The sequence below is a fragment of the Gemmatimonadaceae bacterium genome, from assembly GCA_040882285.1.
Classification (GTDB): Bacteria; Gemmatimonadota; Gemmatimonadetes; order Gemmatimonadales; family Gemmatimonadaceae; genus JACDCY01.
The window spans coordinates 19451-36152 of record JBBEBQ010000019.1; the positions used below are offsets into that span (position 1 = coordinate 19451).

The following is a 16702-nucleotide window of genomic DNA, read 5'->3' on the forward strand; positions in this document are numbered from 1 at the left end:
GCGAAGAGCCGTCCGGCGGCCCGCGGCCGCCCGACAGCTCAGTCGAGTCGGCTACAGCCAGGGAATCGCGTGGTTGCCGGTCGCAGTCGCGTCGTCGGGCACCGGGATCATCGCCGCTCGCGATATCCGCTCCACCAGGTGCTCTACGCCGGCCGGGTCGCCGGGGCCGAGCTTGGTCGCGATGTCCGCCTGCGCGATGATTCCCACCAGGCGTTTACCCTCCACGACGGGGACCCGGCGGATCTTCGCGTGCTCCATCCGCTCCATTAAGTCCGCCGGGTCTTCGTCCGGTTGAGCGGTCACGAGGTCGGACCACGACATGTGGTCGCTGATCGTGCAGCTGCCGTCGTGCCTGCGGGCGACGCACCGCACCGCGAGATCGCGATCGGTGATCACGCCGACCAGCCGCATCGACGAACGGTCGTCCACTACGGGGATGATCCCCACATCCTTGTCACGCATGAGCGCCGCGGCCACGGATACAGGGTCGTCCCGCGTCGCGACGTACAGCTGCGTGCTCATCAGGTCACGTGCTTTCACTGTTCCTCCGTGCTGTGGTCGTAACTGTTGAGATTAGGGAGCCCGGACGCGATCCGGCGTCGGCAGAGACCGGAATTGCTGTACGGGTTTGCCGGAAGTGTGGCGGGTCAGGTGGACTCCGCGGCCCTTCCGGTGACATCGTCGGCGAACACCCGGAAGAACACGTCGCGAGAGCCAACCGGATCGTCGGGGGACATGGTCTCCGGTACGATGCGCCGCAGCAGCCGGACCGCGCGGCGTCTCGCGCCCGGGTCGGGCGGCGGACGGTCGGGGTCGAGCAGGTACAGGCCGCCGTGCACCACGACGCTGCGCCAGTCGAACACGCCGTCTATCTCGTCCACCTCGAACGCCACCCACTGGTTGTGCCTGAGCGCCAGCAGCTTGGGCCCCACCGATGTCCGCCCGTACAGCCAGCCGCCCGAATACACGTAGTGGAGCGGCACGACGTCCACGCGGTTCCGATACGCGAAAGCCATGCGGCCGACGTTGTTTCTCCGCAGCAGCGCGAGGGATTCCCTGTCGGAGAGCTTGCGAAAATGAACCGGCATCAGCGACTCACCCGCAGGGCGTTCACGATCACGGCCACGTCGATGAATTCCTGCAGCACCGCCCCGATCACCGGCGGTATGTAGCCGAAGGCCGCGAAGCCCATGGCCACTCCGCTCAGGCCGAGCCCGGTCCAGATGCTCTGCTTGGCGATGCGGATCGTGCGATGGCTGATTTGCACGGCTTCGCTCACGCGGCCCAGATCGTCGACGAGAATCACCACGTCGGCCGCTTCGGCGGAGATGCCGCCGCCGTGCGCGGCCATGGCTATCCCCACCGTCGCGGTGGAGAGGGCCGGAGCGTCGTTGGTTCCGTCGCCGACCATCAGCACTTGGTCGCCGTCGCCGATCATCTGCTCGATCGCCCGGACCTTGCCTTCGGGCTTCAGCTCACCCACGGCGTTGGCGATGCCGGCGGAATCGGCGATGCGACGCGTGTGGCGCTCGTCGTCGCCGGAGAGGAGCAGCGTGCGGCGGATTCCCTGGGCGGCAAGGTCCGCGAGAACCTGCCGCACGCCGGGGCGCACGCGGTCGTCGTACTCGACCCGGCCGACTCCGAGGCCGTCCACCGCGACGTAGGCCCGCAGGGCCGAGCTCTGCTCGTCGAGATCAGCGTAGCCGTCGCTGGCGCCGGGATGGAGCTCGAGGACGTAGGACCGCGAGCCGACCGTGACGACGCGTCCGTCCACGGTGCCGGTCACTCCCCGACCGGCGGTCTCCGTGACGTGCGAGGCCGGCGGAAGCAGCACGCCCTTGGCGAGCGCCGCTTTCACCAGCGAGCGGGCGAGCAGGTGACCCGACCGCTCCTCGAGAGCGCCGGCGAGCCGCAGCAGGTCGCCCTCGTCCCATCCGCACGACGTCACGACCGCCGAGACCTCGGGCACTCCGGGCGTCAGCGTGCCGGTCTTGTCGAATACCGCGACGTTCACGCGTGCCAGCCGCTCGAGGGCGCCGCCGTCGCGGACCACGATCTGGCGCTTTGCCGCGGTGTTGATCCCGCCGATGATCGCCACCGGCGTCGCGAGAATGAGCGGGCAGGGCGTAGCCACGACGAGTATGGCGAGGACGATGACGGGGTCGCGGGTCGCGACGTACGCCGCCAGGCAGACCGCCAGCGTCAGGGGCGTGAACCAGATCGCGTACCGGTCCGCGAGCCGCTGCAGCGGCGCCTTGGTCGCCTGCGCGTGCCGCACCAGCTCGACGATCCGGCCGTACTGGCTCTCGCCCACCGGCGCGATCACTCGCGCGGTGAGCGCGCCTTCGTGGTTCACGCTGCCGCTGGCGAGAGTGGTGCCTGTAACCGCGCTGACCGGCATCGGTTCCCCGGTCAGCCGCGAGGCGTCCACGTGCGAGCGGCCGCTGACGACGATGGCGTCGAGCGGCACCAGCTCTCCCGGGCGGATCACCACGACGTCGCCGACGCGAGCCTCGCCCACAGGCACGTCGCTCAGGCCGCCGGCGTGCAGCAGGTGCGCGATTCTCGGCGCGTCTTCCTCGAGCTTCCGCAGCGCGTCCGAAGCGCGCCCCCGCGCGATTTTCTCCAGCGCTTCGCCGCCGGTCTGCATCAGCACGACGATCAGGCCCGGAAGCGGCTGTCCGATCGCGACCGCCGCGACGATCGCGAGCGTCGCGGTGATGTCGGTGGAGAACTGCCGTCGCAGCGCGCTGCGCAGTGTGCGCCAGACGACCGGCGCGCCGGTGATGACCAGGCCGGCTGTCCAGACGTCGTTCGCGAGCAGGCGCGCTGGGAGCCACACCCACGCCGCGATTCCCCCGACCAGAAAAACCACGGACGCGACCGGGAGAAAGTGTCCGCGGAAAACTCCTTCCGGACCCCACACGCGGGCCGGCGTCTGCTCCGCGATCGGAGGCGGCAGCGGGACGGTGTGAGGAAGGGACATGAGGAAAAAAGCTAGGCCGCGCGGGACCGTCGTATGTCGGGCGGTCGGTGCCAAAACGGTCGGGGATTCACCTACTCAAGGTGCGATTGAGGATTCCGAAGTCGCAAGTCGTGCGAGTATGCCCTACAAGGAATCCTCTCCCTCCTGACAGAGTTTTTCCCGCTTTTGGGTGACCTTCGATGCACGTCCGGCAAACCCAAACTCGGAGTAGCCATGCAAACCCAGACCCCCCACGCGCCTGCGGCTACCGCGCCCGCCGCGAAACTCAGCGCGGTCGCCCGAGAGTGGAGCGTGAAGCATCCATTCGTCGTCGGAGTGGACGACACGAAGGAAGCCTATCCCGCGCTGAAGTACGCCGCCGAGCTCTCGCTCGTCACGGGCTCGCGCGTGCATCTCGTGAGCGCCCTCAAGCCGTTCCACGGCATCGGAGCGGGCTCGGCGAGCGAGGAGCGCACGGCCGAGCTGAGACTCGAGCTCCGCGAGGTGTTTCTGGAAGATCTTCTTCCGACCGTCGTGACGCCGCCCGTGTGGACGCGGATCGCCAAGATCGGCGATGCCGCCGAGATACTGGCGAACGAGGCGGTCGACATCCGCGCCGGAATGATCCTGATCGGTGCCGGGCGGCACGGAACGGTCGAGCGGATTCTGAGCCGGCCGACCGCGCTGCGCGTGATTCAGAAGACGGACCTGCCGATCGTGGTCGTGCCGCGCGGCGCCAAGCCGCCCAGCACGGTGGTCGTCGGCGTCGACTTCAGTCCTGCCAGCATGTTCGCGTGCCGCGTGGCGACCGACATGCTCGGCGGAACGGGGACGCTGCACCTGGTGCACGTCCAGCCGCTGCTGCCGCTTCCGGGCGAGGTGTGGTCGGTGGACCTCGGCAAGTGGGAGATCGAAGGCACGATGGACCGGCTCGAAGAGTACGTGCCCGATCACACGCTGTATCCCGACATTCGCGTGGAGCGCATGTCGCTTTCGGGCGACATCGCGTCGACGCTCGAGAAGTACGCCATGTCCGTCGGTGCGGACCTCGTAGCGGTCGGATCGCACGGCTACAACCTCGCCCAGCGGGCGATGCTCGGAAGCGTGTCGGCCGCGCTCCTCGCGCGACCGATGCAGGCGGTGGTCGTAGTGAGGGCCACGGAGACGTGAGCTCGCGGGACGCGCAAGGATCGCCGCTCTCGGCGTGGTTTCTCGGCCCGCACGCCGAGAACGGCGAGGTGCTGGAGAGACTCGCGCTGGGCGTGCTGCGGGATTACACGGCTTGGAGAGCCGATTTCCACCCCGCCGACCCGCAGGCGATCACCTGGGACGACAAGCAGACCCGCGAGTACGCCGACGGCATCGCGCGTCTCGAGGCGGGGCTCGCAACGCTCATGGCCGAGCTGAAGGACGCCGTCCCGGCGTTCAGCCAGCGCTACAAGGGCCACATGCTCGGCGAGCAGACGCTTGCCGGGCAGCTCGGGTACTTCGCGGGGATGCTGCATAACCCGAACAACATCTCGAGCGAGGTCTCGCAGTCCACGACCAAGCTCGAGCAGCAGGTCATGCACGATCTGGCGCGGATGATCGGATACGGGACCGATTCGTCGTGGGGGCATCTGACATCCGGCGGGACGATCGCGAACTTCGAGGCGCTTTGGATGGCGCGCGCGACCATGGACTTCCCGGTCGCCGTCGCGTGCGCGGCCAACGAGCTTGGCGTCGCGCTGCACGTCCAGCTGCCCGACCGGAGCCACGCTCCGCTCGCCAATCTCGCGCTGTACGACCTGCTCAACATCCGCACGGGCGCGGCGCTCGATCTCATGCACGCGCTGCACGAGAGCGCGGCGGGGCCGGATCTCGCCGAGGCGCTGGAGAAGCATTCGCTCGCGTCCGCCGGATATCAGGTCCAAGCGGAGCAGGTTGGGCGGCACTTCGGTCACCGCGCGCAGCCGGCGGTGCTGCTGGTTCCGGCGACAGCCCATTACTCGTGGGAGAAGATCATCCGCGCACTCGGCGTCGGCGCGCGCCAGCTGGTGTTCGTGCCCGTGGACCAACATTGTCGAATGGATCCCGACGGGCTGTGGAAGACGGTGCGGGATCTGGCGGCGAAGCGGGTTCCGATCATCGCGTGCGTCAGCGTCTGCGGCTCGACGGAGGAAAGCGCCATAGACCGGCTCGATCTGTTGTGCGAGGTGCGGGCGCGCGCGGAGCGGGAGCTCGGCGTCACGTTCCACATGCATTCCGACGCGTGCTACGGCGGGTACGCCGCCGCGATAACCTGGGACGCAAACGGCCGCCGAAAGACCGCGGAGCAGATCCGCGCATCCGCGGGCATCGACTGGCCCACCGACGAATGGCAGAAGTCGATGGTCGCGCTGTCGCGGGCGGATTCGGTGAGCATCGACCCGCACAAGCTCGGGTACGTGCCGTACCCGGCCGGCGCCCTGATGATCAGGGACCGCAGAGCCCGGGATCTCGTGGCGACCGATCCGCCGTATCTCCTCCCGACGACGCTGTCGCGAACCAAGGAAGACCTGATTGCGGGCCGGTTCTCATTCGAGGGCACGCGGCCGGGCGCAGCCGCCGCCGGGGTGTGGCTGAGCCATCGCGTGCTGCCGCTGGACGAGCGCGGCTACGGCCACCTGATCGAGCGAACCGTCGTCGGCGCCCGCCGGCTGTACGCGGCGCTGCGGCAGGCCGACGTCGCGCCGCACGTGGTCGTGACGCTGCCGGAGCCCGATCTCAACATCGTCTGCTTCTTCCTGTACCACCCGCGAATGAAGTCGCTGGCGGAAATCAACGAGCTGAACGAGCTGCTGTATCGCGAGATGAGCCTGCACGGTCCCGCGGACGCCCCGCCGTACATCGTCAGCCGGACGAGGCTGCGCTCGCCCATGTATCATGGCGCGGCGACCCCGCTGCTGGAGACCATCAGCGATGATCTCACGGAGCAGTGGCAGGCCGGAGAGGCCGGCGGTCTCGTCGTGCTTCGCTCGACCGTGATGGATCCGTTCCTCGCGAAGAAGGAGCTGGCCGACGTGCACATCACGGGCTTGATCGACGCGCTCGCGGCCGCGACCAAGCGCGTCGCGAGAGCGGGGGACGTCGTCCGGGAACGGCGGAGCAAGGTAGCGGGCTGAGCCCGCAGCAGCATCATTCATATGGAAGTAGAAGCAGCCGCTGGAACCAGCAGCGTCCGGACGCGGACGGACGTCGACGCGTGCAAGGTTAACTGCGTCGTGGGGCGGTTAATGCCGCCGCAAGATACGGGAATCCCCTACGTCCTTTCCACCATCTCCCCGCTGAGGCCGGTACCCGACTCCCCTAACCTGTCTCCATCACGTTGACCGCCGCGTTTCTGGCGGGCGCGCAACAACACGTATGGGAGACATATGCTGAGCACGAAGATCTTATGGGGACTTTCGCTTGCCCTCGTCGCCGCTGCCTGCAGCACGGAGAAGCGGGACGCTCCGGAAGCGGAAGGGGACGACGACGCGCGCGCGCCGACCGCGGCAACGGGGAAGATCATCGAAGTGAAGATGATCACCGACGACAAGGGGAATTACTACGAGCCGGCCGCCATCCACGCGGAAACCGGCGACGTGCTCCGGTTCACGGTCGTGACGGGAGTTCACAACGTGAATTTCCTGCCCGACTCCAACGCCGGAAAGCAGGGACTGCCGCCGGCGAGCGACCTGCTGCAGCTGCCCGGACAGACGCTCGACATCCCCGTCACGTTCGCCGAGGGCAGCTACTACTTCCAGTGCGATCCGCACGCTCTGCTCGGCATGATCGGACGGCTGCACGTGGAAGACGACGATGATGACGACGACAATGACTGACAAGCTTGTTGGCCCGATCAACCCACGCCGCCCTCAGCGGCCCAATACAGGAGACCGTTCGATGAATTCGTTTTCTCTTCGCTGGAGTGTCGCCGCGCTGGCGGCGGTCTCGCTGCTCGCCGCGTGCGGCGAGCGCACTCCCGACGTCCCCGGCCAGCGCACCATGGCCACCGGCGACGTGCAGAAGGCAGCGTTGGCCACCTACGTCAAGCCCGGTGATCTGGACGAGTATTATCTGTTCTATTCCGGCGGGCACTCCGGCCAGGTGTCGGTGGCGGGCGTGCCGTCGATGCGCCACATCGTCACAATTCCGGTCTTCGCTCCGTATCCCGGCACTGGCTACGGGTTTGATGAGGAGAGCCGCCGCATGCTGGGCGCCTTCACCTGGGGCGACGTACACCATCCGGCCGCCTCCAAGACCGACGGCGACTACGACGGGAGATGGCTGTTCGTCAACGACAACGCCAACAACCGCATCGCGCGCATCGACCTGCGCGACATGAAGACCAGGCAGATCCTCGGCCCGATCCCCAACACGATGGGGAATCACGGTTCGTCGATGGTCACGAACAACACCGAGTACATCCTGGTCGCGACCCGGTTCTCCACTCCGCTGGCCGGACGGTACGAGCCGCTCGAGCAGTACGCCACGCTGTACAAGGGCGCGGTGAGCGGCATCAAGGTTGACTCCGCGACGGGCACCATGTCGGTCGGCTGGCAGATCATGACGCCGCCGTTCAACTGGGACCTCGGCGCCACCGGCAAGGGCCCGTCCAACGACTGGGCGTTCTGGACGTCGTACAACAGCGAGCGCGCCACCGGCAAGCTCGAGGTGACCAGCGCGCAGAGAGATCGCGATTACATCGCGGTCGTCAACTGGAAGAACGCGGAGCGTGCCGCGACGGGGAACGCCACCACTGTGTCCGCCGGCGTGCGCGTGATCGACCCGGCGCGAGCGCCCGGCGTGATGTATCTGCTACCCTGCGGCAAGAGCCCGCACGGCGTGGACGTGGATCCGAGCGGAGAGTACGTGGTCTGCTCCGGCAAGCTCCAGCCGACGGCCACCGTGTACTCGTTCGCGAAGATCAAGGAAGCGATCGACAAGCGCGACTTCGAGCCGGAGATGGAAGACGGAATCCCGGTCATCAAGTACAACTCGGCGGTCGTGATGGAAGTGCCGGTCGGACTCGGGCCGCTGCACACGCAGTTCGACGGCAAGGGCTTCGCGTACACCTCGCTGTACGTCGAGAGCGCGATTGCCAAGTGGAAGCTTCCGCCGTACGCGGCGAACGTGGATCCGAAATCGCTGGTGGTGGACAAGATTGCGGTCCAGTTCAACATCGGCCACCTGGTGACGAGTCATGGCGACACCAGGCGCCCGCGCGGCGACTACATGATCGCGATGAACAAGATGTCGAAGGGACGCCACCTGAACGTCGGGCCGTCGCAGCCGGAGAGCTCGCAGCTCATCACGATCGGCGGTGCCAAGATGGAGATGATCTACGAGGCCTTCACGGATCCGGAGCCGCACTTCGCACAGCTCATCCACCGGGACATCATCAAGCCGATCGAGTTCTATCCAAGGTCCGAGAGCAGGGACAGGAACGCGATCTGGGCGCCCGACGGAGCCCGCGTCACGCGGAACGCCGCGCGCAGGACCGTGGAAGGAAACGTGTACGCCATCCGGAGCTACTTCGAGCCCGGTCGCATCCAGGTGCAGCAGGGTGACACCGTGATACTGCACATCACCAACGCCGAGCAGCAGCGGGACGAGATTCACGGCTTCGGCGTGGTGGGCTACAACAAGAACATCGTCATGGATCCGGGCGAGACCAAGACGCTGCGCTTCGTGGCGGACCGCGCCGGAGTCTTCCCGTACTACTGCACCAATTTCTGCTCGGCGCTGCACCAGGAGATGCAGGGTTATCTCGAGGTGATGCCCACGGGCAGGCGGTTGACGATGTACGACGCGAGCGGGGTGATGCGAATCGACGGACGGGCGGCAGCCCGTGGTGTCGCCGCCGCGAACGCGCGCCGGACTCCCGCCGGGAGCCTGGACTGACGATGAAGCTGCTTCCGGCCCCTCCGATGCTGCGGCGGCCCGTGGTCCAGCGAGCGCTGCTGCTCGCCGCCGCGGGCCTGCTCGTGGCCGCCGTTTTCCTGCCCCTGTGGGGAATGACGCTCGTGAGCGTGCAGTATCCGGAGGGGCTCCGGATGATCGTGTACCCGACGTTCATCACGGGCGACATCACCGAGATCAACCTGCTCAACAAGGCTATCGGGATGAAGCCTATCTTCAATGATTTCTTCCTGGAGCTCAAGGTGCTTCCGGTCGCGTTCGCCGCGCTAGCGCTGCTGTGTGTGGTGGGCGCGTTCATCCGGCGGGCGTGGTGGTCGCTGCTGTCGTTGCTCGCTATGGCGGGGGTCGGCGGCTACGGCCTCTGGAGCATGCGGCATCGGCTCTGGCAGTTCGGCAACGAGCTGAGCCCGACTGCGGCCATGACGATCGATCCGTTCACCCCGCCGATGATCGGATCCAATCAGATAGCGCAGTTCGCGACGTATTCGTATTTCAGCTGGGGCACGACGCTGCCGCTCATCGCCGGCGGGCTTGTGCTGGCGGTGCTGTGGGCCCAGCTCGGCACCGGCCGCCGGCCGAACAGGCAGCGAGCGCGCGCCAAGTCCGTGTCGGAGCTGCAGCCCGCGCGGTCGTAGGATGCTCACTACGCTGGGCTTCTCGCTGCTGCAGGCGCTCGCTCCCGCGGGCGGAGCGCGGACGCTCATGGTGGCGCCCGGCGGCCCGTACACGCATCCCGTGGAAGCGATCGCCGCCGCGCGTCCCGGTGATACGGTACGCGTGGCGGCCGGCACGTACGCCGGACCGGTCGTGATCGATCGCCGGCTGGCGCTGGTGGGCGCTCCGGGCGCGGTGCTCGACGGCCGCGGCCGCGGCACCGTCGTCACCGTGGATGCGGACTCGGTCGCGATCAGCGGATTCACCATCGTACGCAGCGGGCTGTCGCTCAACAAGGACGAAGCCGCCGTCAAGCTGCTGCGCTGCTACGGCTGCGTCGTCTCCGGCAACACGATCGGCTCCTCGCTGCACGGCGTCTACCTGCTCTCGTCGCACGACGTGCTGATCGAGAACAACCGGATCACCGGTGACGCGAAGCTGCAGGAGGCCTGGCGGGGAAACGGGATCCATCTGTACAACTCGACGTACGTGGAGATGCGGCGCAACACCGTGCGGACCACGCGCGACGGCCTGTACTTCTCCTTCGCCAGCCATTCCACCGCGGTGGGCAACGACGTGTCGAACGTGCGGTACGGGCTGCACTACATGTACTCCGACGACAACACTTTCACGGACAATCGCTTCACGCGGAACGCCGCCGGCGCCGCGATCATGTTCTCCAAGCGCATCACCTTCCGGCGAAACACGTTCTCCAGGCACGTAGGCTACCGCGCATACGGCATCCTGCTGCAGACGGCGGAAAACGTGACTGCCGAGCGGAATGTCATCGAGGGCAACCTCACGGGAATGTTTCTGGACGGATCCGTCCGGAACATCTTCCGCGCGAACACCATCAGCGGCAACGGCGTCGGCATCGACATGATGGCGAGCTCGGAAGGGAACACGTTCGTGGACAACGTCATCACCGGCAACCGGACGTCGGCCCGCACGATACTCGGCGTGGGCGACAACGCGTGGTCCGCTGAAGGCCGCGGAAATTTCTGGGGCGGCCGCGCCACGTTCGATCTCGACGGAGATGGAGTGGGCGACCGCCCGCATCGCGCTGGCGATCCGTTCGCGTCGCTGGCCGGAATGAGGCCGGTGCTCGAGCTGTGGGCGGGAACGCCCGCCGCGCGCGCGCTCGCCTGGGCGGAATCCGCGTTTCCCGTCTTCGACTTCGCGGCGATCACCGACGAGCGGCCGCTCGCCGTCCGTCCGGAGCACGCGCCGGTCGGCGCGACCGCGACGTTCGACCGGTCGCGATCGATGCTCGCCTTCGCCGGCATCAGCCTGCTCGGGCTCGCCATGTATCAGACCCGCCGTTCGACCTTTCCCCGGGCACGCCGATGATCGCTTACCACGGATTCACCAAACGCTATGCCGACGTGCTCGCGATCGAGCCGCTGTCGCTGACGGTGGAGGAAGGCGAGACGCTCGCGCTCGTCGGCCCGAACGGCTCCGGCAAGACGACGCTGCTGAAAGGTGCCGCCGGACTGGTGCGCGCGACCGCGGGCCGGATCGCTGTCGCCGGGCACGACGTCGCGCGGCATGGGCGCGAGGCACGCCGCGCCGTCGGCTACATGCCGCAGCGGCTCGGCTTTCCCGAAGGAGCGACGCCGCGCGAGGTGCTGCGGCTGATCGCGCGCCTGCGGGACACGGATCTTCCGCGGCCCGAGGCGCTGCTCGAGCGCGTGGGACTCGAGAACGTGCTCGACCGGCAGATCGAGACGCTGTCGGGTGGAATGCGCCAGCGCTTCGGTCTCGCGATCGCGCTGCTCGGGGATCCCCGCGTTCTGCTGCTGGACGAGCCGAGCGCGGCGCTGGACCCGACCGGAGCGCTGCTGATGCGGGACCTGCTGTGCGAGCTCGGCAACGAAGGGAAGACCATCCTCATCTCGTCCCACGATCTCATGGAAGTCGAAGCGGTCGCCGACCGGCTGGCGGTTTTCGTCGCCGGAAGACTCGTGGCCGCGGGCGAGCCAGCCGCGCTCGCGTCGTCGCTGGATCTGAAGCACGGCGCCGGAGTCGAGGAGATCTATCGGCGCCTCACGGGACTCGAGCTCCGGGTGGCCGCATGACGCACATCCAGCTCGCGAGCCCGCCTTTGGCGGGCGGGGCTCGACCGCTGACGGCGGCGGCGCTGCCGCGCGTCCTCGCGCTCGCGGCCTTCGAGCTGCGCTCCACCATGCGCGGCAAGATGGTTCCGACCTTCGCGGCGGTCTTCGCCGTCGTGGCCGCGGGTCTCGCGCTCGCCGGTCTCGGCGGCAGCGGCCAGCTGCTGGTTCAGGGCTTCACGCGCACGGCCGTGTCGCTGATGACGCTCGGCTACTACATCATGCCGCTGCTCGGATTGTTGCTCGGGGCCATGGCCTTCGCCGCCAACTCCGCCGCGATGGAAGCGATCGCCGCGCAGCCGGTCGGAGTCGCGGAGCTGGTGCTGGGCCGCGCGCTCGGACTGCTCGCCGCGATCGTGTTGGTCGTGGTCGCGGGATTTGGCGGCGCGATGGTGTTCATCGCCGCCAGCGCCGGTACCGCGGGGATCGGCGGGTTTCTTCTCGTAGCGCTCGGCTCCGTCCTGGCCGGGGCAGCCGGGCTGGCGGTGGGAATACTGCTGGGGGTCGTGTCGCGCAGCCGCCTCGGGGCGATGGGTGGAGCTATCGCCGCGTGGCTCTTCGCCGCGGTGGTGTTCGACCTAATCGCTATCGGAGTGCTCCAGCTCGTGGGCGACGGACAGCCGGGCCGGTGGCTGCTCGCGCTACTCGGCTTGAATCCCATCGACGGGCTGCGCGCCGTGTCGCTGGTGGAGCTGGGAGCCGACGTGCTGCTCGGCCCCGCCGGAGCCGCCCTGGAGCGCATGCTCGGCGGCGCGGCAGGGCTGTCGTTCGTCGCGGTGTCGCTCACGCTGTGGATCGCCGTCCCGCTCGCGGCAGCGGTCACGCTCAGCTCGCGCCGCGACCGGTAGCGCCGTGCGGCGCCGGGGAGTCGGTCGGGGAAACCCTGTCAGCGGGTGGGGAACAACCGCAGGGAAGTTCCGCGAAGACGATTACAGAGGATTGGGCCCGCGCCGTCTAGGTTGCGGGACCGTCACGACACCGAACTGGAGCCGCATGAGATGACCGGTAAGTCCGCCGCCGAGATGTCCGAAACGATTCCCACCTGCCACATTCTTCCCCATGCCGAATCCTAGCACGGGATGTTCGGCATGGTGACGGCGCTGGTCGTTGGCTAGCATGGCCAGAGGACTCCGTCCCATGGCCAGAGGACTCCGTCCCATGGCCAGAGGACTCCGTCCCATGGATGCGGTCGCGCTCGGCACGGCGGGACCGGGACCGGTGTCTGTCTCCCAGATGCTCCTGCTGTGGCGCGCGCGGATTCTCGGCGTGCCGCTGCTGTGGAAGCTGTTCGGGGCCAACGCGATCATCGTCCTGGGGACCGCGGCCACCGCGATAGCCACGCACGTGGGACAGCCCGGGATGTGGATCGCGCTGAGCGCCGCGCTGCTGGTGACGTTCGTCGTGAACGGCGCGTTGGTGTATCTGGCGCTGCGCCCGCTGGCCGCGCTGGAGGAAGCGGCGGGCAGGGTGTCGCGCGGCGAGCGGAACGTGCGCGTGGCGCGGTCGCCGCTGGCCGACCGGGACATGACGCGCGTCGGCGAGACGATCAACCGGCTGGTCGACCGGCTCACGGCCGACCGCTACCACATGCGCAAGCTGGCGTCCCAGGTGATAACCGCGGGCGAAGAGGAGCGCGCGCGCATCGCGCGGCGGTTGCAGGACTCCGCGGCGCAGACGCTGGCCGCGCTGTCGCTCCAGGCCTCGTCGGCGCTGCGCGATTGCACCGACGCGGACCTGAGGAAGCGCCTCGAGCTGATACACGACCTTACGGTCGACGCGCTCGAGGAGATCAGAGCGCTGGCACAGGCCGTGTATCCCAGAGTGCTGGACGACCTCGGGCTGCCCGCCGCCCTCCAGTGGCTGGCGCGTCGCGCGCGGACGGACCAGGTGGAGGTTTCCGCACAGCTGGGCGATCCAATCAAACTTTCCCGGGAGGTTGAAGCCGTGCTTTACCAGGTTGCTAGCGAAGGGCTGTCGAACGCGCTTCGCCACGGCAAGCCGACGCGCGTCACACTCTCTCTGACTCCCAATGGTGACCGGGTTACGTTACGGGTCATGGACAACGGTGACGGATTCGATACGGGCGGCATCGCGCACGGGGTGGACGGCTTCGGCCTGTTCACCATGGAGGAGCGCGTATCGCTGGTGGATGGGAGCTTCACCGTGGAGAGCGCGCCCGGCAAGGGCACGCGCCTGACGGTGACCGTGCCAATGGCCGGGGACGCATGATGGACGTCATTCGCGTAGTTCTCGCCGACGATCACATGGTCGTCCGGGCCGGTCTCAAAGCGGTGCTGTCCGGCGCGCGGGACATCGACGTGGTGGGTGAAGCGTCGAACGGCAAGGAGGCCCTCGCGCTCGCCGACCGGCTGCACCCGCACGTCGTGGTGATGGACCTCTCGATGGCCGAGATGGACGGACTGACGGCGACGCGCGAGCTGGTGACGCGGTCCGACCCGCCGAAAGTGCTCGTTCTCACGATGCACGGCGAAGAGGAGTATCTGGTCCAGGTGCTCGAGGCCGGAGCCTCGGGCTATCTCGTGAAGAACGCGGCGGACCGCGAGCTGGTGGACGCGATTCGCGCCGTTGCGCGCGGCGACATGTACGTGCAGCCGTCCGCGGGGCGTATTCTCGCGCGCGGGATCAAGAAGGACGAGAAGACGCTCGACGATCGCGCGCGCTTCGAGAAGCTCACCGAGCGCGAGCGGGACGTGCTACAGCTCGTGGCGCACGGGTACACCGCGCCGGAGATCGGGGAGAAGCTGTTCATCAGCCCGAAGACCGTGGACACGTACAAGCAGCGCATTGGCGAGAAACTCGGGCTGACGCACCGGTCGGACTACGTGCAGTTCGCGCTCAAGCTCGGGCTGCTGAAGTTTCAGGCCGGCGCGACCTCGTAGATCGGCAGACTGAAGCGAAACACGCTGCCGCCCTCCGGGCCCGACGCCGCCCACAGCCGTCCGCCGTGAGCCTCCACGATGCCTTTCGCGATGACGAGCCCGAGCCCGGAGCCGCCGCTGGTCTGACGCTTCGCCTGCCAGCGCCTGTCGGCGAGGCTGTCCATCTGCTCGCGCGGTAGCCCCGGCCCCGTGTCGCTCACGGCCACCACGAGCTCCGCGGGCTCCCGCTCGACCGAGATCGTGACGGTGCCGCCCGGCGGCGTGAACTTGATCGCGTTGCCGGCGATGTTCGAGATCACCTGATGAATCCGGCTCGCGTCCACGCTCACAAGCGGCAGCTCGGGGCTGGGCTCGCGGCGTAGCGCTACGGACTTCTCTTCGGCGATCGGCGACAGGACCTCGGTGGCCGCGTCGATGATCTCTTCCAGGTCCTCCGGGGCCGCGTGAATGCGGAGCGACCCGGCTTCGATGTGCGACACGTCCAGCAGATCCTGAATCAGCCGGTCGGCCTGCTCGGCCGCGCGCCGGATTATCTCCGCCGAATCGTACACCTGGTCGCCACCGTCTCGCTCCGCATCGTTGCGCGCAGATCGCACGAGCGCGGCGGCGAGCATCTTGATCGCGTTCACCGGATTTCTGAGATCGTGCGACACGACGGCGATCGTCTGGTCGCGCGCGAGGACGGCCTGCTTCGCCTCGTCGTACAGCGCCTGCAGCAGGTCCGCGGCGCGCCGCTGCTCCGATACGTCCCGCAGCACGACGTTGTACACGACGGAGCCGGCGATGGTGTGCTTGGAGATCGACGCTTCAGCGGGGAACTCCTCGCCATTCTTTCGCAGTCCCGAGATGGAGCGCCGATGCGCCATACGCCGCGCGCGATCGTGTCCGGCGCCGAAATCCCGCACTTGGCCGCGATGGTCGGCGCGATACCGCTCCGGCAGCAGCACGTCCAGTGGCCGGCCGATAGCTTCCGCGGCGGCGTAGCCGAAGATCTGCTCGGCCCCTTCGTTGAACAGGATGATCGTCTGCGTTTCGTCGACGGAGATGATCGCGTCGGCCGCGATGCCGACGATCCCCTCGAAGCGCGCCTCCGCGGCGCGGAGCTCCTGCTCGAGCCTCTCGACCGATGGCGCGGCGCGCCCGCGGGCGGCGCTCCTGTACGTGTCTGTCACTTCAGAAAGCTGGACACGGGGCGGCGCCGGCGCGAGGTGTCGGCGCCGATTCGCGCTCGGCCCGGATCCTTCAGCCTATTTCCAATCGGCAACGAGGTCCGCCGCCGGATGGTTCGTGATGTTCACGCGGCCTCCTCCGTCGCTCGCGCGCATGGTGAAGATGTCGCCGTTGCCGCCCTCGCTCATCGTGAGCGCGATGCGCTGGCCATCCGGAGACCAGACGGGCTTGGAAGGAAAGCGTTCATAACCCACCAAAAAAACGGGATTGGCGCCCGGCGTCGGCACGCTGACCGATCGGTAAATGCCGCCGTACGGCCACTCACCGTACTCGTATACGAGGTTCTTGCTGTCCGGCGCCCACGAGTAGCTGTGAATGCCGCCGACGGACTGGGTGGGAACGCGGATGCGATCGCTGCCGTCGGGTGCCACGGTGAAGATCCACGACCAGCCGAGCGGGCTGCCGAGGAAGGCGATTCGCTGGCCGTCCGGGGACCAGCGCGGGAGCGAGTCGGCCCACTCGTTGTCGGTGAGCTGCACGACGTTCGACCCGTCGGCGTTCATCACGAAGATCTTGCTGCGCGTGCCCGTGGTGGCGTACGCGATTCTGCTTCCGTCGGGCGACCAGCTCGGCGAGCTCTCCAGGACGTCGTTCGTCGTCAGGCGCTTCACGCCCGACCCGTCGGAGTTCATCATGAAGATCTCGTACGTCGGCGACCCGTTCACACCCGGGGATCGGTTGCTGATGAACATGATCCTCCGCCCGTCCGGCGACCATTGCGGCGCGAAGTCGACCGCGCCGTTGCGCGTGAGCCGGATCGGATCACCGCCGTTGGCGTGCATCGTGTAGATCTCGACGTTGCCGTCCCGATCGCTGGTGAACAGCACGGCCTGACCGCGCTGGACCGGCGCGGTGGGCTCGCTGACACATGCCGCGACGACGGCAAGTGTGAAGACTGCCGCGAGAATGCGCAC

The 16702-nt window shown here is 67.8% G+C and carries 15 protein-coding genes; 10 read left to right on the forward strand and 5 right to left on the reverse strand.

Features of this window, described 5'->3' with window-relative positions:
- Positions 1–51: 51 nt before the first annotated feature.
- The 3 genes from WEA80_10800 to WEA80_10810 all read right to left on the reverse strand — a co-directional run bounded on the left by WEA80_10800 (position 52) and on the right by WEA80_10810 (position 2986).
- Entirely contained in the window at positions 52–540 is a 489-nt protein-coding gene (locus tag WEA80_10800) for a CBS domain-containing protein (GenBank protein ID MEX1187067.1), read from the reverse strand.
- Positions 541–647: 107 nt separating this feature from the next.
- Positions 648–1088, reverse strand: coding sequence for a pyridoxamine 5'-phosphate oxidase family protein (locus tag WEA80_10805; GenBank protein ID MEX1187068.1), 441 nt, complete (start codon positions 1086–1088; stop codon positions 648–650).
- Positions 1088–2986, reverse strand: coding sequence for a heavy metal translocating P-type ATPase (locus WEA80_10810; protein ID MEX1187069.1), 1899 nt, complete (start codon positions 2984–2986; stop codon positions 1088–1090). Before WEA80_10810 ends, WEA80_10805 begins: the two co-directional genes overlap by 1 nt.
- Before the next feature lie 291 nt (positions 2987–3277).
- Between WEA80_10810 and WEA80_10815 the strand changes: the two genes are divergently transcribed.
- The 10 genes from WEA80_10815 (at position 3278) to WEA80_10860 (ending at position 14558) form a co-directional block, all read left to right on the forward strand.
- A complete protein-coding gene (locus tag WEA80_10815; protein ID MEX1187070.1) occupies positions 3278–4135 on the forward strand; it encodes a universal stress protein in 858 nt (285 codons plus the stop codon).
- A complete protein-coding gene (locus WEA80_10820) occupies positions 4132–6108 on the forward strand; it encodes a pyridoxal-dependent decarboxylase (GenBank protein MEX1187071.1) in 1977 nt (658 codons plus the stop codon). The genes WEA80_10815 and WEA80_10820 overlap by 4 nt, the downstream gene beginning before the upstream one ends.
- Before the next feature lie 252 nt (positions 6109–6360).
- The gene (locus WEA80_10825; protein MEX1187072.1) at positions 6361–6810 is read left to right on the forward strand and encodes a plastocyanin/azurin family copper-binding protein; all 450 of its coding nucleotides are present in this window, start codon (positions 6361–6363) and stop codon (positions 6808–6810) included.
- Positions 6811–6871: 61 nt separating this feature from the next.
- Positions 6872–8872, forward strand: coding sequence for a Sec-dependent nitrous-oxide reductase (gene nosZ, locus WEA80_10830; protein ID MEX1187073.1), 2001 nt, complete (start codon positions 6872–6874; stop codon positions 8870–8872).
- Between the two features lie 2 nt (positions 8873–8874).
- Positions 8875–9525, forward strand: coding sequence for a hypothetical protein (locus WEA80_10835; GenBank protein MEX1187074.1), 651 nt, complete (start codon positions 8875–8877; stop codon positions 9523–9525).
- Between the two features lies 1 nt (position 9526).
- Positions 9527–10894, forward strand: a complete 1368-nt coding sequence (locus tag WEA80_10840) for a nitrous oxide reductase family maturation protein NosD (GenBank protein MEX1187075.1) — start codon at positions 9527–9529, stop codon at positions 10892–10894.
- Entirely contained in the window at positions 10891–11622 is a 732-nt protein-coding gene (locus WEA80_10845; GenBank protein ID MEX1187076.1) for an ABC transporter ATP-binding protein, read from the forward strand. Before WEA80_10840 ends, WEA80_10845 begins: the two co-directional genes overlap by 4 nt.
- Positions 11619–12506, forward strand: a complete 888-nt coding sequence (locus WEA80_10850; protein MEX1187077.1) for an ABC transporter permease subunit — start codon at positions 11619–11621, stop codon at positions 12504–12506. Before WEA80_10845 ends, WEA80_10850 begins: the two co-directional genes overlap by 4 nt.
- Before the next feature lie 310 nt (positions 12507–12816).
- Entirely contained in the window at positions 12817–13887 is a 1071-nt protein-coding gene (locus WEA80_10855; GenBank protein MEX1187078.1) for a sensor histidine kinase, read from the forward strand.
- A complete protein-coding gene (locus WEA80_10860) occupies positions 13887–14558 on the forward strand; it encodes a response regulator transcription factor (GenBank protein ID MEX1187079.1) in 672 nt (223 codons plus the stop codon). Before WEA80_10855 ends, WEA80_10860 begins: the two co-directional genes overlap by 1 nt.
- Here WEA80_10860 and WEA80_10865 read toward each other — a convergent pair.
- Positions 14537–15730: an ATP-binding protein gene (locus WEA80_10865; GenBank protein MEX1187080.1), complete on the reverse strand. Its 1194-nt coding sequence runs from the start codon at positions 15728–15730 to the stop codon at positions 14537–14539. The two genes, WEA80_10860 and WEA80_10865, sit on opposite strands and share 22 nt — an antisense overlap.
- A gap of 75 nt (positions 15731–15805) precedes the next feature.
- Entirely contained in the window at positions 15806–16702 is an 897-nt protein-coding gene (locus tag WEA80_10870; GenBank protein ID MEX1187081.1) for a hypothetical protein, read from the reverse strand.